This is a genomic window from Nonomuraea sp. NPDC051298, assembly GCF_055586305.1.
In genome coordinates this window covers 567837-590281 of sequence record NZ_JBVJIM010000003.1, presented here as the reverse complement: position 1 = coordinate 590281, position 22445 = coordinate 567837, and the positions used below count along the sequence as shown (strand labels likewise).

The 22445-nt window shown below is 72.2% G+C and carries 17 protein-coding genes; 6 read left to right on the top strand and 11 right to left on the bottom strand.

Annotated elements, in window-relative coordinates; translation table 11 throughout:
- Nucleotides 1-31: 31 nt before the first annotated feature.
- The 7 genes from ACZ6S0_RS12830 to ACZ6S0_RS12800 form a co-directional block, all read right to left on the bottom strand.
- The gene (locus tag ACZ6S0_RS12830) at nucleotides 32-1780 is read right to left on the bottom strand and encodes a substrate-binding and VWA domain-containing protein (RefSeq protein ID WP_465915956.1); all 1749 of its coding nucleotides are present in this window, start codon (nucleotides 1778-1780) and stop codon (nucleotides 32-34) included.
- A 79-nt stretch (nucleotides 1781-1859) separates the two neighbouring features.
- On the bottom strand, nucleotides 1860-4406 hold the full coding sequence (locus ACZ6S0_RS12825) for a bifunctional FO biosynthesis protein CofGH (protein ID WP_465915955.1): 2547 nt from the start codon (nucleotides 4404-4406) through the stop codon (nucleotides 1860-1862).
- Nucleotides 4407-4457: 51 nt separating this feature from the next.
- Nucleotides 4458-5354: a DNA-3-methyladenine glycosylase family protein gene (locus ACZ6S0_RS12820; protein ID WP_465915954.1), complete on the bottom strand. Its 897-nt coding sequence runs from the start codon at nucleotides 5352-5354 to the stop codon at nucleotides 4458-4460.
- Nucleotides 5355-5429: 75 nt separating this feature from the next.
- Complete coding sequence (gene manB / locus ACZ6S0_RS12815) at nucleotides 5430-6509, bottom strand: mannose-1-phosphate guanylyltransferase (protein WP_465915953.1); 1080 nt, start codon at nucleotides 6507-6509, stop codon at nucleotides 5430-5432.
- Between the two features lie 32 nt (nucleotides 6510-6541).
- Nucleotides 6542-7654, bottom strand: coding sequence for a glycosyltransferase family 4 protein (locus ACZ6S0_RS12810; RefSeq protein WP_465915952.1), 1113 nt, complete (start codon nucleotides 7652-7654; stop codon nucleotides 6542-6544).
- Between the two features lie 93 nt (nucleotides 7655-7747).
- Nucleotides 7748-8656, bottom strand: coding sequence for a lysylphosphatidylglycerol synthase domain-containing protein (locus ACZ6S0_RS12805; protein ID WP_465915951.1), 909 nt, complete (start codon nucleotides 8654-8656; stop codon nucleotides 7748-7750).
- Nucleotides 8653-9480: a class I SAM-dependent methyltransferase gene (locus ACZ6S0_RS12800; protein ID WP_465915950.1), complete on the bottom strand. Its 828-nt coding sequence runs from the start codon at nucleotides 9478-9480 to the stop codon at nucleotides 8653-8655. Before ACZ6S0_RS12800 ends, ACZ6S0_RS12805 begins: the two co-directional genes overlap by 4 nt.
- Nucleotides 9481-9531: 51 nt before the next feature.
- Here ACZ6S0_RS12800 and ACZ6S0_RS12795 point away from each other — a divergent pair, with 51 nt between their 5' ends.
- Nucleotides 9532-10491 carry a lysylphosphatidylglycerol synthase domain-containing protein gene (locus ACZ6S0_RS12795; RefSeq protein WP_344895636.1) on the top strand — a complete coding sequence of 320 codons (960 nt, stop codon included), beginning with the start codon at nucleotides 9532-9534 and terminating at the stop codon, nucleotides 10489-10491.
- On the opposite strand, the gene ACZ6S0_RS12790 is transcribed toward ACZ6S0_RS12795, so the two are convergent.
- From ACZ6S0_RS12790 to ACZ6S0_RS12780, 3 genes are all read right to left on the bottom strand, one after another.
- A complete protein-coding gene (locus ACZ6S0_RS12790) occupies nucleotides 10392-11453 on the bottom strand; it encodes a glycosyltransferase family 4 protein (protein WP_465915949.1) in 1062 nt (353 codons plus the stop codon). The genes ACZ6S0_RS12795 and ACZ6S0_RS12790 overlap by 100 nt on opposite strands.
- A 2-nt stretch (nucleotides 11454-11455) precedes the next feature.
- Nucleotides 11456-12385 (bottom strand): glycosyltransferase family 2 protein, encoded by a 930-nt coding sequence (locus ACZ6S0_RS12785; RefSeq protein ID WP_465915948.1) that lies wholly within the window; start codon nucleotides 12383-12385, stop codon nucleotides 11456-11458.
- A gap of 84 nt (nucleotides 12386-12469) precedes the next feature.
- On the bottom strand, nucleotides 12470-14578 hold the full coding sequence (locus tag ACZ6S0_RS12780) for a glycosyltransferase family 39 protein (protein WP_465915947.1): 2109 nt from the start codon (nucleotides 14576-14578) through the stop codon (nucleotides 12470-12472).
- Nucleotides 14579-14718: 140 nt separating this feature from the next.
- Here ACZ6S0_RS12780 and ACZ6S0_RS12775 point away from each other — a divergent pair, with 140 nt between their 5' ends.
- The 5 genes from ACZ6S0_RS12775 to ACZ6S0_RS12755 all read left to right on the top strand — a co-directional run bounded on the left by ACZ6S0_RS12775 (nucleotide 14719) and on the right by ACZ6S0_RS12755 (nucleotide 21427).
- Entirely contained in the window at nucleotides 14719-16398 is a 1680-nt protein-coding gene (locus ACZ6S0_RS12775) for a hypothetical protein (RefSeq protein ID WP_465915946.1), read from the top strand.
- Between the two features lie 163 nt (nucleotides 16399-16561).
- Nucleotides 16562-18223, top strand: a complete 1662-nt coding sequence (locus ACZ6S0_RS12770; RefSeq protein WP_465915945.1) for an LCP family protein — start codon at nucleotides 16562-16564, stop codon at nucleotides 18221-18223.
- Between the two features lie 158 nt (nucleotides 18224-18381).
- A complete protein-coding gene (locus ACZ6S0_RS12765; RefSeq protein WP_465915944.1) occupies nucleotides 18382-19632 on the top strand; it encodes an acyltransferase family protein in 1251 nt (416 codons plus the stop codon).
- 56 nt (nucleotides 19633-19688) lie between these two features.
- Nucleotides 19689-20651: a glycosyltransferase gene (locus tag ACZ6S0_RS12760; RefSeq protein ID WP_465915942.1), complete on the top strand. Its 963-nt coding sequence runs from the start codon at nucleotides 19689-19691 to the stop codon at nucleotides 20649-20651.
- Nucleotides 20652-20713: 62 nt separating this feature from the next.
- The gene (locus ACZ6S0_RS12755) at nucleotides 20714-21427 is read left to right on the top strand and encodes an acetoacetate decarboxylase family protein (RefSeq protein ID WP_465915941.1); all 714 of its coding nucleotides are present in this window, start codon (nucleotides 20714-20716) and stop codon (nucleotides 21425-21427) included.
- Between the two features lie 19 nt (nucleotides 21428-21446).
- Here the strand turns inward: ACZ6S0_RS12755 and ACZ6S0_RS12750 are convergent, their stop codons facing one another.
- Complete coding sequence (locus ACZ6S0_RS12750; RefSeq protein WP_465915940.1) at nucleotides 21447-22331, bottom strand: glycosyltransferase family 2 protein; 885 nt, start codon at nucleotides 22329-22331, stop codon at nucleotides 21447-21449.
- Nucleotides 22332-22445 lie beyond the last annotated feature (114 nt).

The window sequence follows — 22445 nt, the reverse complement described above, 5'->3', positions numbered from 1 at the left end:
ACGCGTCGAGGGGACGCCGCCCGGCGTCCCCTCACGTCGTGGGCTTGCACGTCGGGTGGCACAGCCGCCGCGCCAGGGCCGTCAGGAACACGTCGATGATCTCCCCGGGCTCCTGGGCCTCGTGCAGTGAGCCGTTGGTGGCGGCGGTGACCTGCGAGAGGCCGGCCCGGTCCACGTCCTTCCCGAAGGCGATGACGATGATCTGCACGGGTTTGTCCGGGTCCCACTCCCGCCGCAGCCCGTCGAGGAGACCCGCCAGGTCCGTGCCCTTCCCGTCGTCCCGCCCCGCCGTGATCACCAGGAGCGCGTTGTTCATCTCCGCGCGGTAGTCCTCGGTGACCTCACGGAAGCCGCCGAGGATCGCGTCGTGAAGGGAGCTGTCCCGCTTGGGATGGGCGGTGATCGTGCCGGTCAGCTCGTCCAGGCGGGTCCTGCGGATGACCTGGCCGGTCTCCGGCTCGGTGATCGGGCCCAGGCCGACCAGCTCGCGGTGGCCCCGGCTGCCGTCGAGCCCGTCGGCGAACTCCCACATCCCCATGTGCGTGGAGTCGGGGAAGAGCCGCAGCCCCGTCCTGGCCGCGTCCAGCGCCACGTCCGCCCTGGTCCTGCCGTTCAGCGGGGCGGCCATGTGCTTGGAGGTGTCGGTCAGCACGAGGAGGTTGGTGGGCGGCGCCAGCCGGCTCCAGGCGCGCAGCGCCTCGTCGATGTCCTGGGACGACACCGACGTCCTGGTCCTCGGCGGCGTGGTGGGGAGCTGCGGGCCCGGCGAGAGCGGCCCCTGGGAGCCGTCGCCCGACCTGAACCCGGCCCGCCGTACGATCTCCTGCGCCTGCGGGCCCGTCAGCCAGTCGGCGAAGACGGTGGACGCCTCGGCGACCGCCGGGTCGGCGGCGGTGACGACGTACGGGTAGTCGAGGTTGATCGTGCCCTCGCGCGGGTGCAGGGCCACGACCGGGTCGGCGGAGGGCCGCAGGTTGTGCTGCCACACCGACTGCTCGGGCACGATCACCACCGGACGCTGCCAGAACGTACGGTCGTCCACGGCCGCCAGCATGCTGCGGTAGTCGGGCGCGGAACCGGCCTGCGCCCACCGGACGAACGCGGTCAGCGCCTTGTCGGCCTCGGGCCCGGCGCCGACCACGTCCCGGGCGGCGGCCACGGTCGCGATTCCCGCCCCGGCCAGCGACGGATCGGGCACGCGTACGACGTCGGGCTCGTCGGAGTTGGGCGTCAGCCGCCCGCGCACGGTCGAGGGGAAGACCATGCGCCAGTTCATCTCGGTCCTGCCCACCGAGAAGCGCTGGGCCAGCGACGACCGGGTCGCGAACACCAGCGGCGAGGTGGCCACCACGCTCTCCCCCGCGGGCAGCGCGCTCGCGCCCTGCTGGCGGGCCAGCCTGATCCAGGCCGAGGAGTCGGCGATCCACCCGTCGGGCCGCTCGCGCAGCACGCCGGCCCGGTCACCGATCAGCGTGCGCAGGACCGTGGCCGGCGGCTGCTCGGTCACCTGGACCAGCACGCACCGCCCGCCCACGGCCGTGTCGCTCTCGTTGAACCGGCCCGCCGCCTCCATGACGGCCGGGGCCACGTCGACCGCGGCGGCCACGTTGACCAGAACAGGCTCTCGCGTGGTGCACAACAGGCCGCCGCCGCCGAAGACCACGACCAGGCCGGCCGCGACGATGGCCACGGCCGTCAGGCCCGCCAGCACGCCGCGCCGGAGCGCCTTCCTGCGTCGCTGCTCAGGGGACAGCGCGGAGCGGTGTCGACCCAGCCGCACGGTGAACCTCTCTCCCAGGGGAGTGACGATTCTCCCAGTGCCTCCCATAGCGGACGCAAGTCTCTAGAACATGTTGCAACTAGACCAGCGGCAGGACCCTCCTGACGCTCTGGCAGACGCCGTCGCTGGCCGCCGAGGCCGCCAGCCGCTCCTCGCTGGGGACGCCGTACTCGGTGGTGCGCTGCCTGGCCGGCCGCCCGGTGACCTCGACCATCTCGCGCAGCTCGCTGATGGTCTTGTAGGAGCCGTTCTCCGACCCGGCCATCCGGCTGATCGTCTCCTCCATGAGCGTGCCGCCGAGGTCGTTCACCCCGCCCTGGAGCACCTGGCGGCACAGGTCGTCGCGGAGCTTGACCCACGAGCACTGGATGTTCGCGATCGCGCCGTGCAGCAGGATCCTGGCCAGCGCGTGCACGGCCCGGTTCTCCTGGGCGGTGGGGCCGGGCCTGGCCACGCCCGCCAGGTAGATGGGAGCGCTGGTGTGCACGAACGGCAGCAGCACGAACTCCGAGAAGCCGCCGCTCTCCTCCTGCAGCCGGCGGATGAGCTTGATGTGCCTGACCCAGTGCAGGTGGTTGTCGACGTGCCCGTACATCATGGTCGAGGTGGTCGGGAGGCCGACCTGGTGGGCCGTCGTGATGACCTCGATCCACTCCTTCGCCGGGAGTTTGCCCTTGGTCAGCACCCAGCGCACGTCGTCGTCGAGGATCTCGGCGGCCGTGCCGGGGAGTGAGTCCACGCCCGCCTCCTTGGCGGCCTCCAGCCAGTCGCGGACGGACAGGTTCGTGCGGCTGGCGCCGTTGATGACCTCCATCGGGGAGAACGCGTGCACGTGCATGCCGGGCGTGCGCGCCTTCACGGCCCTGGCGATCTCGAAGTACGCGGTGCCGGGCAGGTCGGGATGGATGCCGCCCTGCATGCACACCTCGGTCGCGCCGGCCGCCCACGCCTCCTCGGCCCGGTCGGCGACCTGGTCGAGGCTGAGCGTGTAGGCGTCGGCGTCGGTCCTGCGCTGGGCGAAGGCGCAGAAGCGGCAGCCGGTGTAGCAGACGTTGGTGAAGTTGATGTTCCGGTTGACCACGTAGGTGACCTCGTCGCCCACCGCCTCCGCGCGCAGGGCGTCGGCGATGGCGGCCAGCTCGTCGAGCGCCTCGCCCTCGGCGCCGAGCAGGGCGACGGACTCGGCCTCCGTCAGCCCGGCCGGGTCGGCCTCGGCCCGGCGCAGGGCCTGGCGCACGTCGCTGGGCGTGGCGGCGACGACCGTGCCGAGGCGTTCGCGCAGGGCGTCCCAGTCGCCGTAGACGTGGTCGAAGTCGTCGCGCCGGTCGTTCGTCCGGCCGCTGGTGTCCACCTCGACGTGCAGGTCGACGCGCCCGGACGCGGCGAACCCGCCGTCGGGCTCCTGCCAGGGCCGCCCCTCCGGTACGGCGTCCGCGCGGGCCAGCCCGGTGACCGGGTCGGCCAGGGCGCCGACATGGGCGATCAGGCGGGGATCGAGCCACGGCTCCCCGGCCAGCACGTACTCCGGGTAGATCGTCAGCCGCTCGCGCAGCAGGAACCCGGCCTCCTCCGTACGCGCGGCCAGCTCGTCGATCTGCGGCCACGGCCGCTCCGGGTTCACGTGGTCGGGCGTGAGCGGCGACACCCCGCCCCAGTCGTCGATCCCGGCCCGGATCATCAGCTCGTACTCGGCGTCCACCAGGTTGGGCGGCGCCTGGAGGCGTACGCGGGGGCCGAGCACCAGGCGGGCGACCGCGATCGTGGCGGCCAGTTCCTGCAGGTCGGCGTCAGGCAGGCCGCGCATGGCGGTGTCGGGCTTGGCGCGGAAGTTCTGGACGATGACCTCCTGGACGCCGCCGTACTCCTTGGCCACCCGCCGGATCGCGAAGATCGACTCGGCCCGGTCCTCGACGGTCTCGCCGATGCCGATGAGGATGCCGGTGGTGAACGGCACGTTCGTGCGGCCGGCGTCCTCCAGCACGCGCAGCCGTACGGCCGGGTCCTTGTCCGGCGAGCCGTAGTGCGCCTGCCCCTTCTCCTCGAACAACCGCCGCGACGTCGTCTCCAGCATCATCCCCATCGACGGCGCGACCGGCTTGAGCCGCTGGAAGTCTCGCCAGCTCAGCACCCCGGGGTTGAGGTGCGGCAGCAACCCGGTCTCCTCCAGCACCCGGATCGCCATCGCCCGCACATAGGACAGCGTGTCGTCATAGCCGTGCGCGTCGAGCCACTCCCTGGCCTGGTGCCAGCGGTCCTCCGGCCGGTCCCCCAGCGTGAACAGCGCCTCCTTGCACCCCATCGCCGCCCCCTGTCTGGCGATCTCCAGCACCTCGTCGGGGCTCAGGAACGGCGCCGGCAGCTTGTGCGGCGCGGTCGCGAACGTGCAATAGCCACACCGGTCCCGGCAGAGCCGGGTCAGCGGGATGAACACCTTGCGGCTGTAGGTGATGATCCCCTCGCGGCCGGCGGCCAGCAGTCCGGCGTCCCGTACGCGGGCCGCGTGCTCCAGGAGCGTGTCAAGATGCCCGTCGCGGGCGTGCAGCAGCACGGTCGCCTCGGTGACGTCGAGGGTCTTGCCGTCTCTGGCGCGGGCGAGGGCGCGGCGCAGCGCGGAATCAGAACTCATAGAGGCACAGTACGTCGGGCTGAGTTCGCCGTACGCACCCAGGGCGGAGTGTCAGAACGACCGGTAGTCGCGGACCGCCATCCTGGGCCCTCTGGCGGGCGGGCGCAGGCCGGTGAGCCAGACGAGCACGGTGGCGCGGTGCCGATGCCCGGCGTACGGCTCCAGCAGCCGCATCATCCCGTGATCGTCGGTCTTCTCCCCGGTCAGGACGTAGCCGACCAGCTTGGCCAGGTGGAAGTCGCCGACGCTGACCGCGTCGGGGTCGCCGAAGGCGCGCTGGCGCACCTCGGCCGACGTCCACACCCCGATCCCGGGCAGCGCCCGCAGCAGCCGGTCGAGCTCCCGCGTGGTGGCGGCGGCCTCCAGCTTGGCGGCGTGCCAGGCGGCGCCCGCGATCGTCCGGGCGCGTACGGCCTCGGCGCCCGCGCGGTGCCAGTGCCAGCTCGGGATCTGCCGCCACACGTCAGGCTCGGGGAAGACCCGCATGCCCTCGGGGGCCGGGCCGGGGGCGGGCTCGCCGTAGCGGCCGAGCAGCCAGCGCCAGGCCCGCCACGCCTCCCTGCCGACGACCTTCTGCTCCAGCACGGCGGGGACGAGCGCCTCCATGACCCGGCCGGAACGGCCGAGCCGCAGGCCGGGGTGCCGCCGGGCGGCCTGCGCCAGCACCTCGTGCCTGACGGTGAAGCCGGTGAGGTCGTCACCGGCCCCCAGGAGCGCCGGCAGCGTCTCCAGCGCCCACTCCGCCCCCGGGCCCCACGCCCGCGCGTGCACGCCCCCGGCCTCGACGCCCACCCTGAGCGTGCACGGCCCGTCGGGGGTCCTGGAGGTGCGCCACACGGCGCCGTCTCCGGTCTGGCGCCAGGTGGGGTCGCCGCTGCCGCGCCTGTGGGGGGCCAGCGCCATCCCCACGTCGAGCGGCCACTCGGGGACCCACCTGCGCTCCGTCACGCGTACAGTCTGCCGCGCCCCCGCTCTCGTCAGGACCGCAGGGGGACCGGCTCGGCCGGGCAACCCCAGAGCCGGTCAGACGTCGCTGGAGTAACGCAGGGCCCGCTCGGGCAGCTCGATGCCGGGCCAGACGCGCACGCCGTTCTGCAGCTCGTTGCCCGAGCCCACGATGGCGGCGTCGCCGATCACCGCGTCGCGCACGACCGTGCCCGCGCAGACCCGCGCGCCCCGCCCCACGACGGAGTCGATCACGGTGGACCCGGCCTCGACGACGCAGTCGTCGCTCAGCACCGACCCGACCACCGTGGCCCCCGGCTCGACGACGGCCCGCGCGCCCACCGCCGTGCCGCCCCCCACCTTCGCCTCGGGCGAGACCCTGGCCCCTGGGAGCGCCAGGTGTTCGCCCGTCGGGCCGGGCAGCGCGGGCGAGGCCAGCCGGCCCAGCACCAGGTCACGCGAGCCCTGGACGAAGGCGGCGGGCGTGCCCACGTCGAGCCAGTAGGTGTGGTCGGGGTAGCCCAGCACGAGCCGCCCCGACTCGATCAGCCCGGGGAACGTCTGGCGCTCGACCGAGACGACCTCGCCGCGCGGGATGGAGTCGATCACCGACCGGGTGAAGACGTAGCAGCCGGCGTTGATCCGGTTGGTCACCGGGTTGGGCGTCTTCTCCAGGAACGCGGTCACCCGCCCCGCCTCATCGGTCGGCACGCAGCCGAACCGGGTGGGGTCGTCGACCTCGGTCAGGTGGAGCGTCACCGCGGCCTCGCGCTCGCGATGCAGGTGGACCTGCTCGCCGATGTCGTGGCCGGACAGGATGTCGCCGTTGAGGATCAGCACGGGGTCGTCGGGACCCACCGTGAGCGCCTCGGCGGCGTTGCGGATCGCGCCGCCGGTGCCCAGCGGCGTCTCTTCCGTCATGTAGTGGAGGGAGAGCCCGAACGCGGCCCCGTCGCCGAAGGCGGGCTCGAACATCGACGCCTTGTACGAGGTCGCGAACACGATCCGGCGTACGCCGAAGGCCCGTGCGCGGGCCAACTGGTGGGCCAGGAACGGCACCCCGGCGGTCGGCAGCAGTGGCTTGGGCGTGCCCAGTGTCAGCGGACGCAGGCGCGTGCCCTGCCCCCCGACCAGGAGGATCGCCTCGAGGTCTGGCAATGAGCTCTCCATCACTCCGTGAGGTTACCCAACTATTCGATCGCGCGTTGATAGGAGCTGAGGTGCGCCTCAGCCGAGGCGTCCCAGGTGAATTCGCGGGCCCGCGCCGGCCCGGCTTCCTGCAACTGCCGCCTGCGCTGGGGGGAGGCCAGCAGGTGGCCGAGCGCGGTGGCGATGCTGTCGGCGTCGGGCTCAGTGTAGGCGACGGCGTCGCCGCCCACCTCGGGAAGCGAGGTGCGGTGCGTCGTCAGGACGGGGGCGCCGCAGGCCATGGCCTCCAGCACCGGCAGCCCGAACCCCTCGCCGCGCGAGGGGAAGGCCACCACGAGCGCCCCGCCCAGGAAGCCGGGCAGGTCGGACGCGCCGAGATAGCCGGGCCGGATGACCCTGACGGTGGCCTCGACCTCCCGGCAGGCGGCGTCCACGTCGTCGTCGTGCACGCCCCCGCCGATGACCAGCGCGGGCGGCCGTTCCTGCCGCTTGACCGCGGCGGCGAAGCCGCGGATGAGGTTGGGCACGTTCTTGCGGGGGTCGAGGGCGCCCAGGAACGCCACGTAGGGCCGGCCGTGCAGCCCGCACCTCATGGAGGCCCGGCGGATCTCCTCCTCGCTCGGCGGGTGGAACTGCGCCAGGTCGACGCCGTGGTAGGCGACGTCGATGCGGGTGGGGTCGGCGGACAGCACGCGGACCAACTCGTCCCTGGTCGCCTTGGACGGGACGATCACGCGCCGCGCGTGCCGTACGGCGGTGCGCGTGGCCGCGCGGAAGAACGAGGCGCGCGGGCTCTGCTGGTCGGGCTCGGTGAACCAGGTGGCGTCGTGCACCGTCACGACGGTCGGCAGGCCCGAGCTGAGCGGGATGGAGTAGTAGGGGGCGTGGATCACGTCGGCCCCCGCCTGGCGGGCGAGCAACGGCAGGCCGGTCTGCTCCCATGCCAGCCTGGCGGCCCTGTTGGTGATCGCGACGGGCCCGGGGATCACCTGGGCCGAGGGCGCGAGTCGCCGGTATCGTTCGGCTTCGGCTCGCTGGCAGACCACGGACAGCTCGGCGCCGGCCCGATCGAGGGCGGCCACCAACCCGTCCACGTACCTGATCAACGCGCCGCGGTCCGCGGGGACCGCCGCATCGACGAGCACTCGAGGCATACGAAGATCTTCTCCCCTCAAGATCAACGTGGGACGGGGTGTCCCCCTCTGAACTTCAGCTTATGACCAGCCTCCCCTAAATCGTGGCCCAAATCACACTGAGTCGCGACGCGCGGCGATTCCCGCCAACCCCGCGCAGATCAGATCCCCCGCGATGATGACAATCCGGGACGAAAGCGCCACCGCGATCGCGGAGCCCCGGTCGAGGTGGGGTGCGAGCACCGCGACCATGGCCACCTCCCTGACGCCCGCGCCCGCCGGCACCACGAAGGTCAGGATGCCCAGGCACCACGACAGCGCGAAGGCCCCGACCGCGAAGACCAGCCCGCCCTGGGGGGCGACGAAGTAGAGGTGCACGCCGTACGCGAACCAGCCGGCCAGCGCCCAGCCGAGCGCGGTCAGCATGCCGCGCCGGGAGAGCGGGCGTTCGAGCGGCTCGCGCCCGAGGCGGCGCAGGACATGGCCGATGACGCCGTTGATCACCTTGGGTTCGAGCAGGACGAGCAGCAGCGGGACGAACAGCAGCAGCCACCCGTAACGGTCCCAGCCGAGCGTGCCGAGCGTGACCAGCAGGCCGGTGGCGAGCTGGATCGGCATCATCAGGAAGAACGCCGCCGCGCTGCGGGAACGCGGCACCCCGAGGTCGCGGCCCATCTCCATCTGGGCGAGCACGGGCCAGACCGCGCCCGGGATGTATTTCCCGAGCTGGCCCACGAAGAACACCTTGGCGGCCGGGCGCGGCGGCAGCGGCGAGCCCAGGTCGGCCAGCAGCGTACGCCAGGTGAGCATGGCGCCGAGCAGCGCCGCCACCACGGCGACCAGCGCCCCGGCGAGCGCGAGCGGCGTAAGCCTGGCGAACCCGGCCACCACGGCGTCCCACTGCCCGGCCACCGTGTACGCGCCGAAGCCGAGCGCGACGGCCAGGAAGCCGTATCTGACCAGCCGGCGACCCATCGACCGCCGGGGCGCCGCCCTCTCCGTGGCGGCCTCGTCCGCGGTCACAGCGGGCGGACCCGCTCGGGCGGCCGCGGCAGCGTCACGCCCACCGGCCGCCGCGGGCGCTTGGTGGCCACCCACAGGTACGTCGGCACCACCGGCAGCAGCAGCCTGAGCACCGCCCGCGGCACGCGCGACAGCACGGCCGTGGCCGCCTTCCCCAGCACGCCGGGGAACAGCTCGCCCCCCGCGAACTTGGCCGGCGTGGCCAGCACCGGGAACGTGTAGTCCCACACGTGGAAGGCCCGGAGCATCCTGCGCAGCCCGCGCCGCGTCCTGAACCGCTCGTAGTAGTGGTCGGCCCGGCCGGACGCGCGCACGTAGCGGTCGGCCAGCGCCGGCGGCAGGTAGGACAGGAACGGCAGCTTGTAGTGCGGCTCCACGACGCCCAGCCGGTTGCCCAGCCCGAGGTAGAGCACCCCGTCGTCGGACAGCACCCGGTGCATCTCGGCCACCACCGCGTCGGGGTCGACCACGTGCTCGTAGATGTGGTTGAACACCAGCACGTCGACGGAACCGTCGGGGAACGGCAGCGCCGTGCCGTCGCCGCAGACGAACGCCACCCGCTCGCCGAACCGGTCGGCCGCCTTGCGCAGCCCAGGCACGTCGATGTCGACGCCCAGCGTGTGCCCGGCCCCGGCCAGCGCCAGCTCGTCGGCGATGAACCCGGCGGAGCAGCCCACGTCGCCCACGGTCAGCCCGTGGAGCGGCCCGTGGAAGTGCTCGATGACCGCGATGATCTTCGCCGCCTTCCGCCGGCGCTTCGCCTCGTCGAGCATGGCGGACTGGAACTCCGAGTATTCGAGCTGCGCGACCCGTTGTCTCCCCACGGTTCCCCACCGTACTGGTTATACCGAGGGCGCCACGCGTACCCTGAGCCAATGCTCCGCCGCCTCCTGCGCATCGTCCTCGCCCTCGTCGCGCTCGGCTTCCTGGGCTACGGCCTGGCCGCGAACTGGCACGAGACCACGACCGCCGTGGCGCGAATGTCGCCGTGGGCGCTGCTCGGGTCCCTGCTCGCGGTGCTGCTCGGGCAGTTCTTCATGCTGCTGGCCTGGCGGGAGATCCTGGCGGGGCTCGGCACACGGGTGCCGGTGCGGGTCGCGGGGCGGATCATGTTCGTGGGGCAGCTCGGGAAATACATCCCGGGCGCGGTGTGGGCGTACGCGGCGATGATGGACCTCGGCCGCGACCACGGCAGCCCGCCGCGGCGCACGTTCGCGACGATCTCGCTCGGGCTGGTGATCAACCTCGGGGTGGCGATCTCGATCGCCGCGGCCACGCTGGGCACGCTGGAGGCGGTGCGGCAGGCGTGGTACCTGGTGCTGCTCGTCCCGGTGATCATCGTGTGCCTGCATCCCAAGGTGCTCACCTGGGGACTCAACCTGGCGCTGCGCATCGCCCGCAAGGAGCCGCTGGAGAGCGTGCTGCCCGCTCGTACCGTGGTCGTGGCGGTGGCGTGGACGGCGCTGGGCTGGTTCGTGTACGGCCTGCACATCTGGCTGGTCGCCGGCCGCACCGACCTCTACGTCATCGCGACCGGGGCCTACGCCTTCGCCTGGGCGACCGGCATCCTGACCGTCGTGGTGCCGGCCGGGGTCGGTGTCAGGGAGGGCGCGCTGGTGCTCGTGCTCGCCCCGATCGTCGGCACGCCGACCGCGCTCGCGGTGGCGATCGTGTCGCGGGTGGCGTTCACGCTGGCCGACGCGGCGGCGGCGGGCATCTCGTTCGTCGCGGGCCGTCAGGCGCCGAGCAGCGCCCCCGCGTACGCCGACCAGAACGGCTCGGGGTCGACCGCCTTGACGCCCGACCGCAACCTCTCGGGCTCGCCGGAGGCGTAGAACCGCTCGATCGCCGCCCGCAGCGCCCCGGCGTCGCCCGGCTCGACGAGCAGCCCGTCGACGCCGTCGGTGACGTGCTCGGCCAGCGCGCCGACGCGGGTGGCGATCACCGGCACGCCGTGCTCGTGCCCGAGCCAGACGTTCTGGCTGGCCGTGGCGCTGCGGTAGGGCAGCACGAGGGCGTCGGCGGCGGCGAACAACGCCGGCACGTCGCCGGCCGCCACGTATCCCGGCCGCAGCTCCACCCGGTCACCGAGGCCCAGCTCGGCGATCAGCGCCTTCGTCTCGTCGAGGCCGCCCCAGAACTCCCCCGCGACGGTCAGCGAGACGCCCTCGGGCAGCGCCCGCAGCAGCAGGTCGAGCCCCTTGTACGGCCGCACGATCCCGAAGAACAGCAGCCTGCGGCGCACCCCTGCGGACTTCTCGGCCGTCGTCGAGGGCAGGTGCGGCGGCAGCCCGGCCACGGCGACCGGCCTGCCGGTGAGCCCGCGGGCCAGCCCGGCCTGCTGATCGGAGTGGGCCAGCGCCCTGTCGACCCGCTTGAGCAGGGCCTTCATCAGCGGCTCGTCGTACGGCTTGCGCTCGTGCGGCAGCACGTTGTGGCAGAGGGCGACCGTGGGGACCCTTCGCCTGATCCCGTACAGGATCCCCAGGTAGGCGGGGACCTGCACCGGGCTCAGCACCGCCAGCACCACCAGGTCGGCCGACCGCAGCCGCCGCCCGGCCGCCACCCACCCGTCGGGCCGCCGCCAGTCGAGCCGCCGCTCGGTCCTCGGGTAGGGCGTGCCCTCGGGCGCGGAGATCGTCTGCTGCCCCGGGTAGAGGAACGACGGGTACTGCGCCCGCCACGACTCGATGACCACGTCGTGGCCCAGGGCCGCCAGGCGGTGCGCCAGCTCGGTGGTGTGCTGGGCCCCGCCCCCCTTGTACGGATAGGTCGGGCCGACGATCGCGATCCGCAACGTCACTCTCCCCGCGAACGCACGATCAGGTCGGCGAGCAGCGCCACGGACCCGATGAGCAGCCCGGACAGGAAGATCATGACGGTGTTGGCCGGGAAGTAGAACGGTTGCTCGATCATGTCCCAGACGCCCTTCCCGAACCCGATGCCCACCAGCCACAACGCGGGCGGCATGAGCACCTTGAGCGGGTTGAAGTACATGACCATCCGCAGCACCTGCAGGATGTAGCGGTAGGCGTCGGAGACGAAGCCGAACTTCGACTTGCCGGCCCGCTTGGCGTACTCGATCGGCAGGTAGTAGACGTCGTGCTGGTTGGACAGGAACGACAGCGTGATCGTGGTCGTGCACGAGAACCCGGGGGGCAGCAGCCGCAGGTAGGGCCGGGCCACCGACCTGCGGAAGGCCCGCAGCCCCGAGTTGAGGTCGGGGATCCGCTGCCCGGCCAGCTTCTCCGCCACCTTGCGGATCACCCACTTGGCGGGCACCCGCAGCAGCTTGTGCGAGCCCTCCTCGCTGGTGCGCGCCCCGACCACCTGGTCGATGGCCTGGTCTTTCTCCAGGATCTGCACCAGGTCGGGGATGCGCTCGTTGGGGTAGGACATGTCGGCGTCGGTCCAGACGACGATCTCGCCCTTGGCCTCCTGCGAGCCGATCCGCCGCACGGTGCCGGAGCCGCCGTTGCGGTGGAAGGCGCGGATGCGCAGGTGGGGGTAGTGGGGCGCGGCCTCGCGCAGCTTGTCCAGGGTGGCGTCGGTGGAGCAGTCGTCGACGGCGAGAAGCTCGTAGGTGTAGCCGCTGGAGTCCATCGCCTTGGTGATGCGCTCCACCTCGTCGATGACGTGATCCTGCTCGTTGTAGCAGGGCAGGACGATCGTGACGTACGGCGCTTCTTCCACGGCAATTCCACTCTTGGGGGTCTCAAGCGTGCTCACGGGGGTCGAGGTTACTCTGCCCGACCGGCCGACGAGTCCACATCCGGCCAGCGGGGACTCCCGATTCGGTCTTCCACGCGATGGTCAATCGGGCCGTTCAACCTCCAGTTTGCCGCATTCCGCGCGCGGGGTCGCGTCGGCGCACACCGCGGCCATCCACACGTCCATCCGCAGCGACCAGGTGCCGTTGGGCGCCTCGGTCAGCGAGCGCTCGTCCTGGCGGGTCACCAGCGCCATGACCTGCGAGGCCGGGCCGTATTGGGCGACCTGCGACTCCTCTGCCCCCAGCACGACGGGCACCCGGCCGGCCGCGCGGACCCGCTCGGCCAGCCGCCGCACCTCGGACTCGGGGGCGGTGTCGGAGTTCGTCCTGGCCACCCGGGCCGCGGGCCGATCGCACATGCCGCGCACGACCTGGGTGAACCGGTCGCCGGTGACCCGCTCCACGAACAGCACGGACGCGTCCGCCGGGATCCTGGCGCACATCGCCTCGACGGCCGCCGCCTCGCCCCGCTCGACCGGCGTGAACGCGGTGCCGATCGACGTCACGGCCGGGGGCACGAGCACGAGCAGCACGGCCGCCGCCGTCCCCCATCCGCGCACGCGCGGGCCGTGCCGGTCGAACGCGGCTCCGAGCCGGCGCAGCCCGTACGCGGCGAGCAGGATCAGCCCGGGGATCACGACCGGCACCAGGCGGCGGGCGGCCCACGGGTGGTCGGGGGTGATCTCGGGACGCAGCAGCGTCGTGACCGTCGTCCAGCCCACGACCGCCAGGGGCAGCAGCCACTCGAACGACCTGCCGTCACGCAGCAGGCGGCGGACGAGCACGGCGGCGGCAATCGTGGCCAGCACGACGACGGGGGCGCCGACGTACCAGACGACCCAGTGCAGGGAGTCCTCGAAGTAGAGGCGCTGACCGTCGGGGGGCAGGCCGTTGGCGCGCTGGATCCCCTCGATCATCTCGGCCGTGCGCACGTCGTCCGAGGTGACAGGGACGCGGGTCACGGTCTGGAACCAGGGCCGGGCGTACAGGGCCGCCATCAGCAGCACGACCAGCGTGGCCCCGGCGGCGGGCGCCCACCCGGGCAGGCGGACGCGGGCCAGCGCGGGGGCGGCGGCCGTACCGACGAGGGTGAGGACGAGGACGGCGGCGCAGATGGCCACCAGCGGCCGCACAGAACCGGACAGATAAGAAAGGTATGGGCGGGCCAGCACGTACGCCGCCGACATCCCGATGCCCGCGCCCACGACCAGCCCGGCCATCAGCCCGGGGCCCACCGCGCCCTGCGGCCGGCCGAAGCGCCGCATCGCGATCAGCAGCCCCGCGAACGCCAGCACCGGCAGCACGTCCCGCAGCCCGTCCACCCTGACCAGCACCGCCAGCCCGAACACCAGCCCGGCCAGCAGCCCCCTGCCCCAATGGGGCCGGGCCAGCGCGTCGTACGCCAGCGCCAGCCCGCCGAACAGCAGGATCAGCGACGGGATCTCGCTGAACGTGGTGCGCGAGGTGTAGAGGATCGGCAGGCTCACGGCCAGGGCCGTCGCCGCCACCACCGCCCACCTCGCCCCCGCCAGCCTGGCCACCACCCCGGCCAGCGTGAGCACGGCCAGCGCGCCCAGCACGGCGGGCACCGCGAACGGCGCCCCCAGCCAGTCGCCGATCGCGAACAGCAGGGGCGGGCCCGGCATGAACTGGGGCACCACGGAGCCGTCCCCGTCGTAGAAGCCCATGCTTCTGAAGACCAGCCCGGGATCGGGGCCGCCGAACGCCTCGACGTCGGTGGGGACGGGCAGGGAGCCGTGGGCGGCGATCCAGGCGGTGTACTGGGCGTAGGTGGCCGGGTCGCGCCGGACCGCGACCTGCTCGCTGTGCATGATCAGGTTGCTCACGCCGGACGCGACGGCCACCCCGACGACCCCGGCCACCGGCCACCACGCCCGCCAACCGCCGCGCTCGTGGAACGCCGCCTCGCGCCCGTCGCCCCCGTGCGGGTGGGACGTGCCGGCGCCCAGCCCTCGGGTGCCCGCCCAGCACAACACTGCGGCCAGGGGCACGCCGAACAGCACGGCGGGCACGGGGGCGAACCGGCCGAGCAGCAGCAATGGCAGCCCGGCGAGCAGCCAGCCCGCCACGGCCAGGGCGGGCAGCACCGACAGCGCGGCGAGCACCCGGCCGGATCGAACGTGTTCCATCGCACAGCGAGCGTATCCAACCCGACGCCCCGACCGGCCCACGACCGGCGGCGCGAGAACGTGGCGACGGGGAGCCGCGCCGAGGAGCGGCGGAGATCACGAAGGCACGGGGTCGTGGAAATCGCGGGTAGCGTACCGACGTGCCGGAGAAGTGGCCGGAGAAGCGGGAGGACATGCGCTTGACGTCGGAGGCTCGTGCCGGAGGCCCCGCCATGCCGGGCACCGCCCCTGAAGGCGGCGCTCCCAACGACAGCGCTCCCAACAACGGGGCTCCCAACGACGGGGCTCCCAAGGTCGGGGCTCCCCAGGACAGTGCTCCCAAGGACAGTGCTCCCAAGGACGGGGATCCCAAGGACGACGCTGCGGAGGGCCGGGGCCACCGGCTCGCCAGGCCGGCTGGGCGCCGGGCGGCGGCCTGGGAGCCGGGCGGGTGGGTGCGGCGGCATCGCTGGTTCCTGGGCGTGCTGGCGCTCGGCACCCTGCTGCGGGCCCTGGCCATGCTGGGCTACCGCCCCGCCCTGTGGTTCCCCGACTCCTACACCTACATCGTCACCGTCTTCAGACCCCGCCCCGACCTGGTACGCCCGGCCGGCTACTCCCTCTTCCTCAAGCTGCTGGAGCCGCTGCACGCCTTCGGCGCGGTCACGGTGGCGCAGCACCTGCTGGGCCTGGCCACCGGCGTGCTCGTCTACCGGGCCGCCCGCCGGGCCCCCAGGTGGGCGGCGACGCTGGCGACGGTGCCGGTGCTGCTGGACGCGTACCAGGTCGAGCTGGAGCACCTGCTCGTCTCGGACACGCTGTTCATGTTCCTGGTGGTGGCCGCGGTGGCCCTGTGCGCCACGCGGCGGCCCGCCACCGTCGCGGCCATCGGCCTGCTGCTGGCCGCCGTCACGCTCACCAGGACCGTCGGCCAGCCGCTCATCGTCGTGCTGGCCGCCTGGTTCGTGCTGCGCGGGCGGCTCAAGCTGACCGGCGTGCTGGTGGCCGCCGCGCTGGTGCCGATCCTCGCGTACGGCGCCTGGTTCTACGCCACCTACCAGCGGGTCGGCCTCGTCGGCGCGAACGGCGTCTTCCTGTACGCCCGCACGATGTCGTTCGCCGACTGCGCCAGCATGAACCCGCCGCCCGACCTGCGGGAGCTGTGCGACCCGCGCCCGCCCGACCAGCGCCCGCCCTCCCAGGAGTACATCTGGGCCGCGGACTCCCCGCTGGTGCTGCGGCCGGGGATCACGTTCACGAAGGAGACCGACGACCTGGCGGCCAGGTTCGCCAGGCTGGCGATCACCAGTCAGCCGCTCGACTACGCCGCGTCGGTGCTGACCGAGCTGGGCCGCACGTTCACCTGGGGCAGGCCGGTCTATCCCGACGCGGAGATCTACGGCTACTACGAGTTCCCCGTGACCCCGCCCGGACCGCCTGGCCGCAATCCCGCACGGGTGGGCGCCGACTATGCCAGGCTCTACGAGCAGGGTGCGATCGGCACGGAGATCGTCGAGCCCTATGCCGGATGGCTGCGGGCCTACCAGGGCGTGGCACGGCTGCCCGGCCCGGTGTTCCTGGGGCTCCTGCTCGTGCCGCCGGTGGCGGTGCTGGCCCGCAGGCGCGCGGCAAGGCGTGCGGGCGCGCGCGCAGCGGCGTCCCCTGCCTGGCTGGTGCCCTGGTCGGTGGCCGTGGTGCTGCTGGTCACACCGGCCGCGACCGCCGAGTTCGACTATCGGTACGTGTTGCCGGCCGTGCCCCTGGCCTGTTTGGCGGCGGCCTTGAGCGTCAGGCCGGACGCGCGAGGACGTTCCGGTCGTGGAGAAAGAGTTTGGCAATGATATTCCACACAATGTCCGGCTCTGAGTATGCTTTGCCGCGGAAACATCACGCCCGGGTCACGGCCGTTCCCCGCGATCATGATTTTGGGCACGCCGTACGTGACCTAGTCTCGTGGCGCGGAGCGACCAAGCCGACGGCGCATGGAGTGAGGCTAGGGGGCGTATGAGTGACTACAGGAGCGTGCCGGTAGTCGATTCGGGTCACGGCCATCGGGCGGCCCCCACCCAGCCCGGCAGCAGGATGGCGCGTAGAGCGGCGGCAGCGGCGCCGCCTCCCCCGCCCCCCGACGACCGGCCCCCGCGCGGCCACCGCTCGGGCGGATCCGACGGCGGCCAGACCAAGATGCGCGTGCTGGCCTGGGTCAGCATCGGCATGACGACGGTGATGGTCGCGGGCGCGCTGACCGCGTACACCGTCTACCGCGACGCCTTCGGCAACATCAACGAGAAGAGCGTCAAGGAAGACATCATCAACCCGCGGCCCCCGGAGACGGGCGCGCTCAACGTGCTGCTCGTCGGCTCCGACACCCGCGCCGGCGAGGGCAACGCACAATACGGCCAGGAGCTGGCCCGGACGGCCGACGCGGGCGGCAAGCGCACCGACACGATCATCCTCATGCACATCTCGCCCGACCGCGACAAGGCCCGCCTGATCAGCTTCCCGCGCGACTCGATGGTCGACATCCCCCGGTGCAAGAACGAGGCCACCAAGCAGGAGATGGCCCCGCGCCGTGACATGATCAACTCGGCGTACAACTCCGGCGGCATCGCCTGCACGATCTCCACGATCGAGACCCTCACCGGCATCCGGGTCAACCACTTCGTCGAGGTCGACTTCAGCGGCTTCGAGAACATCGTCGACGCGCTCGGCGGCATCGAGATCTGCCTGAAGTCGGGCGTCAACGACAAAAGCTCCAAGCTGGTGCTGCCGCCCGGCAAGAGCCTGCTCAACGGCAAGAAGGCCCTCGGCTACGTACGCCTGCGCAAATACGGCGACGGCAGCGACATCCAGCGCATCAAGCGCCAGCAGATCTTCCTCAGCAAGGTCGTCGCCAAGGCCACGAGCAGCGAGCTGCTCACCGACGTGGGCCGGCTCAGAGACTTCATCGCCGCCGCGGCCGGCTCGGTCACCATGGACCCCGAGCTGGCCAACGACACCGAGCAGCTCATCGAGATCGCGACGAGCGCCAAGGAGATGACCGCGGGCGGCGTCAAGTTCACGACGGTGCCGTGGGGGCCCGACCCCGCGGACGCCAACCGCGTGGTCTGGAAGCAGCCGGACGCCAACGAGCTGTTCACCTCGATCAAGACCGACACCGAGGTGACCGCCCCCGAGCCGAGCGCCAGCGCCAGCACGAGCGCCAAGCCCAAGGTCACCGTCAAGCCGGAGCAGGTGAAGGTCCAGGTGCTCAACGGCACCAAGACCTTCGGCAAGGCCCGCGAGGTCGCCGACGAGCTGGCCAAGCAGGGCTTCAACGTCGTCGGCCTGGGCAACTACGCGCCCGCGGGCGGCGCGAGCCTGGCCAAGAGCGAGATCCACTACGGCAAGACCGCCGCGACGGCCCCCGACCACGCCGACACGCTGGCCGGTTCTGTGCTGCCGAAGCCGCAGCCCGCGGCGGGCAAGGTGCCGGCCACCAACGCGTCGCAGTACACCGCGGCGACGGCCACCGCCCCCGCCACGACGGGCGCGGGGACGAAGGACGCCTCGGTGATCCAGCTCGTGGTCGGCGAGGACTTCGACTCGGTCAAGGTCACCAAGCTGCCCGACAGCGTCGACGCACAGACGATCACCGCGTCCGAACAGCAGAACGTCTGTACCTGATAATTCCCTGTGTAACCGGGAGTTCTGATCGTGAGGGCCGCAGGGGCGGGATAGTCTGTTGCGGGTCGGCGACGCAGCGCGACACGAGGCCGGACAGGCTCATCGCACGCGCTGTCGTCGTGTTCCCCGGCCCCGACTGAAACCGAGCGACCTCCCCCGTGTCTGACACCAGATCCCCCCGACCGGCCACGACTCCGCACCGTCCCGACGAAGCGAGGCCCAAGGAGGGGGGGCCGGCCGACACGGGAGCCCGGTGGCCACTGCCGGAGGAGGCGTTCTGGAGCGAGGCCGCCGATCCCCACGGGGTCGCCCCCGGCGACCGCACCCAGCCCCAGCCGGCCGTGGCGCAGGCTCCGGCGGCCGGTGAGCGGCGGCAGCAGCAGCACGAGGAGCAGCCGGAGCCCGAGCAGCCCAGGCGAAGGCGCGACCCGTTCCTCGACAACGTCAAGTTCGTCCTGATCGCGCTGGTGCCGATCGGCCACTCGCTGGTGCCGACCCTGGCGGCCGACTCGGCGAGGGCCGCCTACATCTTCATCTACACCTTCCACATGCCGCTGTTCGTGGTGATCAGCGGTTACCTGTCCAGAAACTTCTGGAACTCCAACGCGAAGACCAACAAGCTGGTCGACACGTTCCTGGTCCCCTATGTGATCGTCGAGGTCGGCTACGCCGCGCTGCGCTTCGCGCTCGGCCAGAAGTGGAGCCTGACGATCATCGATCCGGCCTGGCTCAACTGGTACCTGCTGGCGCTGCTGTTCTGGCGGTTGTCCACGCCGGTGTGGAAGCGGATGAAATATCCCGTGCCAGTGGCGATCGCGATCTACCTCTTCGCCGGGTTCTCCCAGATCTCGGGTGACTTCAGCATGGACCGCTTCTTCGGCCTGCTGCCGTTCTTCGTGCTCGGCCTGGTGCTCCAGCCCGAGCACTTCGAGCGGCTCAACCGGCGCTGGATCAAGATCGTCTCGGTGCTCACGCTCGCCGGCGCGGCGGCGGTGGCCGTCTTCATCGCGCCCAGGGCGCCGCTCGGCCCCTTCTACTACAAGAACAGCTTCCAGGACCTCGACCTGTCCTGGTACATGGGCCTCGGCCTGCGCGTCGGCCTGCTCGTGTGCGCGCTGGCCATGTGCTTCGCCGTGCTGGCGCTGGTGCCCAGGCGCGAGACGTGGTTCACCGACCTCGGCACCCGCACGCTCTACTGCTACCTGCTCCACGGCATCCCCGTGCTGATCGCCAAGGAGATGGGCTGGCTGGAGTTCCCGTGGCTGTACGGGCCGCTGGGCGTGCTGGCGATCAGTTCGAGCTGCTTCGCGCTGGCCATCATCCTGTGCCTGCCGGTGACCCGGACGGTCTTCAAGTGGGTTCTTGAGCCTCGCTTGACCTGGCTCTATCGCCGCCCTTCCCGAAGTTAAGCAGCCGTTCGACCCGCATTAACGCCTTTGACCTGGTAAGCGCGGAGCATCGACACATGCGCGCATGTGTCGCCACGACCGTCCATCATCCCGAGGACGCCCGGATCATGCACCGGCAGATCAGGGCGCTGCTCGACGCGGGCCACGAGGTGACCTACGTCGCGCCATTCACCCATTTCAACGTGACCCCCGCCATGGGACTCACCGCGGTGGACATCGCCCACCTGGCCTCGTACGGCCGGGCGCGCGGGGCCCTCAGACGCGGCCTGAGGGGGGCCGACCTGCTGATCGTCCACGACCACCGGATGCTGCAGGCGCTGCCCTACCGGCGCCCTCCGGTCGTCTGGGACCTCCGCGAGCACATCGCCCCCAGGCGGCTGGCCCGGGCCCAGCGCCGCCACCAGGTGATCACGTCCGCCGTGGTTCCCGAAGCGACCCTGGTCGCGCCCAGCCCGCCACCTCCCGGCGACACCAGGGTCGTGCACATCGGCCGCCTGTCGGCCGAACGCGGCGTGACGGAGCTGATCGGGCTGGCCGAGCGGCTGGTCCCGCACGGCGTCCGGCTGGACCTGATCGGGGCCGCCGCCCGCGACGTGCGCCCCCTGCTGCGGGACGCGCAGCGGGTGGGCCTGCTCGACTGGTTCGGGTACGTCCCCAACCGGCACGCCCTGCGCATGGCCGAGGGCGCGCTGGCCGGGCTGTCGCTGGCCGACGCCACGGTGCGCACGCTGCCCACGAAGATCATGGACTACATGGGCCGGGGCCTGCCGGTGATCACGACCCCGCAGGGCGCCTCGCTGGTCGAGGAGGCCGGGTGCGGGATGGTGGTGCCGCTGGAGGTGGACGCGGTGCTGAACGCCGTACTGGACCTGAAGGAGGACCCGGTACGGCGGGCGCGGCTGGGCGCACAGGGGCACGCGGAGGCCCGCCTGCGCCACCACTGGCCCGACCACGCCGCGGCCTTCGTGGCCCGTGCCGAGACGTGGGCCGGGGTGACGACGCACGCGCTGGCGGTCTAGAGACCGCCAACACCACCGGGGCGGGAATGGCCACGCGGCGAGCGGATTGATGTACTGGGAACATGGCATCGCAACTCATCCAGGGCCGGCCGGTGGGCCTGCCCGTACGGGTGCGGGACGCCGAGGTGTGCGCCGCCGTCTACCCGGTGCGTGCCGACGCCGCCCGGGCGGTGATCGCGTACTCCGGCCTCGACGTGGCCGAGATCCTGCCCGGCAAGGCCGCGTGCGTGCTGCTGTTCGCCGACTACCGCGACGGTGACCTCGACGCCTACCACGAGTTCGGCATGGCCTTCCTGGTGTGCCCGCCCGGCTTCTCCGGCTCCATGGGGCCGAGGGATCTGTGGCGGTCCGGGATCTTCGTGCACTGGCTGCCGGTGGACCAGGCGTTCACGCTGGAGGCCGGGCGCACGCTGTGGGGGTTTCCCAAGGAGCTGGCCGACATCGAGCTGCGGCTGTCCTCGCCGTACAAGAGGTGTGTGCTGCGCAAGGACGGCCGGCTCGTGCTGGACCTGCTGATCAAGCCCGGTGTGCCCGTGCCGGGCGCCACGGCCAGGGCGCCGCTCGCCGTCTACACGCACCGCGACGGGGTGACGCGGCGCGTGCCCTGGTCCGTACGCACCCGGGGGGCGAAGGTGCGTCCCAGCGGCGCGCTGATCCGCCTGGGCAACCACCCCATCGCCAAGGAGCTGAGCGAGCTGGGGCTGCCCAGGCGGGCGATGTTCAGCATGACGGCCACGCACGCCGCGATGAGCCTCGGGGCGGCACGCGAGACGTGACCCGCCGGGAGTGCGGCTCTCAGACGATGGGCGGGCGGCCGAGCTTGACCATGCGCCACGCGGTGCGCCAGGCCATCGGACGGCGCTCGCCCGCCGGGCTGCGCAGCCCCTCGAAGAAGCCGGAGAACCACGCCTTGAGCGCGCCCCCGGAACGGCGCTCGCGGATCAGCGTGAGCACCACCCAGTTGGTGAGGTAGAGGACCGCCAGCGGCCACGGCAGGTTGCGGCGGGCCAGCCACACCCGGTTGCGCGCGTTGAGCCGGTAGAACTCGGTGTGCCTGGTCGGCGGCACCTGCGGGTGGTACATCACCGTCTCGGCGTCGTATTCGATGCGGTAGCCCTCGCCGAGCAGCCGCCAGGCCAGGTCGGTCTCCTCGTGGGCGTAGAAGAACCGCTCGGGCAGGCCGCCCACCTGGAGGAAGGCCGAGCGCCTGATCGCCGAGGCGCCGCCGAGGAACGTGGTCACCGGGGACGAGCGCTGCGGGTCGCCCGCGCGCAGGCGCGGCACGTGACGGCGCTGGCCGATGCCGCCGTCGGGGTCCATCACCCGGAAGGAGATCACGGCCAGGTCGGGCTCGGTGGCGAAGCGGTCGCGCACGTGGGAGACGAGCTTCTGGTCGGCGTACCAGCCGTCGTCGTCGAGGAACAGCACGACGTCTCCCGAGCACTCCTCCACGCCCCGGTTTCGGCCGGCGGGAATGCCCGTGTTGCGGTCGAGCCGGATCGACTTCACGACCGCGGCCGACCCCACGGGTGGCGTCGCCGACACCTCGGGCACGTCGGCACCGTTGCCCACGATCACCACCTCGACGTCGCCGTCGATCTGGTTGAGCGCGGACTCGACCGCCCGGTTCAGCTCCGCGACCCGGTTGCCCATGGTGAGGATGACGCACGAGATCTTCAACGAATCATCGTCCTGACGCGTTGAAGAGCACGGGCGGAGCATACTTTCATGATCACCGAGTCTGCTGGTTGCATGGTCTGCTGGATGCTGAGGCTAAGCGTATCGGAATGGGCG

Bases quoted from the DNA above. Each gene is read 5' to 3' on its own strand.
- ACZ6S0_RS12760 (WP_465915942.1), top strand. From the start codon at position 19,689: ATGCGCGCATGTGTCGCCACGACCGTCCATCATCCCGAGGACGCCCGG.
- ACZ6S0_RS12755 (WP_465915941.1), top strand. From the start codon at position 20,714: ATGGCATCGCAACTCATCCAGGGCCGGCCGGTGGGCCTGCCCGTACGG.
- ACZ6S0_RS12770 (WP_465915945.1), top strand. From the start codon at position 16,562: ATGAGTGACTACAGGAGCGTGCCGGTAGTCGATTCGGGTCACGGCCAT.
- ACZ6S0_RS12810 (WP_465915952.1), bottom strand. From the start codon at position 7,654: ATGCCTCGAGTGCTCGTCGATGCGGCGGTCCCCGCGGACCGCGGCGCG.
- ACZ6S0_RS12825 (WP_465915955.1), bottom strand. From the start codon at position 4,406: ATGAGTTCTGATTCCGCGCTGCGCCGCGCCCTCGCCCGCGCCAGAGAC.
- ACZ6S0_RS12795 (WP_344895636.1), top strand. From the start codon at position 9,532: ATGCTCCGCCGCCTCCTGCGCATCGTCCTCGCCCTCGTCGCGCTCGGC.
- ACZ6S0_RS12780 (WP_465915947.1), bottom strand. From the start codon at position 14,578: ATGGAACACGTTCGATCCGGCCGGGTGCTCGCCGCGCTGTCGGTGCTG.